General features: G+C 63.4%; 2 protein-coding genes. Both read right to left on the minus strand.

The window, feature by feature from the left end; translation table 11 throughout:
- On the minus strand, positions 1-477 hold a 477-nt coding region (locus tag NKI41_RS33140; RefSeq protein WP_352687276.1), incomplete at its 3' end, for a recombinase family protein.
- Positions 467-664, minus strand: coding sequence for a hypothetical protein (locus NKI41_RS33145; RefSeq protein WP_023722661.1), 198 nt, complete (start codon positions 662-664; stop codon positions 467-469). The genes NKI41_RS33145 and NKI41_RS33140, both read right to left, overlap by 11 nt.
- Positions 665-1,022: the final 358 nt, after the last annotated feature.

Below are 1,022 nucleotides of genomic sequence, written 5' to 3' on the forward strand. Positions count from 1 at the left end.
CTTCTCATAGCGGGCCGACAAGGAGCGCTGACGCAGAAGATCGAGCTCATACTCGTTGAGACTGCCCTTCAATCCCAGCAGCAGCCGGTCATTGCCCTGGCGCGGTGCGTAGACCGTCTCCTGGTCGATCAGCACGGTATCGACGACGCGGCACATCTCGATGAGCTGCTGCCAGTCGCGGCTGTTGCGGGCGAAGCGCGATACCTCCCGCGCCGCAACCGCCCCAACCTTGCCGAGACAGACTGCTGCGACCATCCGATCGAAGCCCGCTCGCGCGACACCGCCAGCAGCAGAGCGGCCGAGATCGTCATCGACCGTCTCGATGCAAGACCAGCCGAGCGCGACCAGGCGATCGCGCATCGCATACTGCAGGGCGCTGCTCTCACGATTGTGCAGAACCTGATGGGCCGAGGACTGCCGCACATAAAGGATCGCCTTTCGCTCCAGATGGTGGGGCCGGATCTTCTCATGCATCATGGCGTGCCTCCTCCCGTGGAACGGCGCGCTCGCCGTCGACGTGGTCGAGGATCAGGCGCACCATCAGCTTTGTCAGCGTCAGGCGCGTCTCTTCCGGCAGCGCCTGCCATGGTGGCATCTGCGCGGTCTCCGCATCGTGCGGGTTGGAGAACAGATCGAACTGATATGTCGTGGGCTGGCGCGGCATGGACCTCTCCCCGATTCGCGTCGTGAGGATCCGATGCTGCGCCCGAAACCTCCAATTGCGATGGGGTGTGGGAATTGGCCGTCGCGTCCTGCAGCAGTGTCACCAAGACGCCAAGCGTTCTGGGATCGACATGTGGGGCAGCGGCAATGCGCCACGCGGTGCAGACCGCGCGATCAAACATCCAGGCCGGAACCTCCAGCCACCGATCGGAGGCGTGGCCAGAGAGACTGCAGCGGAAAACCTCCCGGTCAGCCTTCTCGATCACCTCATGAACGTGAACACAACGCCCGGCCCAGGGATGCCATGGATAAAGAAACTTGCGTTCCTCGGTCCCGTGGGCGTTCTCTCGTCGTGTTGT

This window comes from Mesorhizobium sp. M0601 (assembly GCF_040320845.1).
In the GTDB taxonomy this organism is placed as follows: domain Bacteria; phylum Pseudomonadota; class Alphaproteobacteria; order Rhizobiales; family Rhizobiaceae; genus Mesorhizobium.

Coding starts and splice junctions, on each gene's coding strand:
- NKI41_RS33145 (WP_023722661.1), bottom strand. CDS start 664: ATGCCGCGCCAGCCCACGACATATCAGTTCGATCTGTTCTCCAACCCG.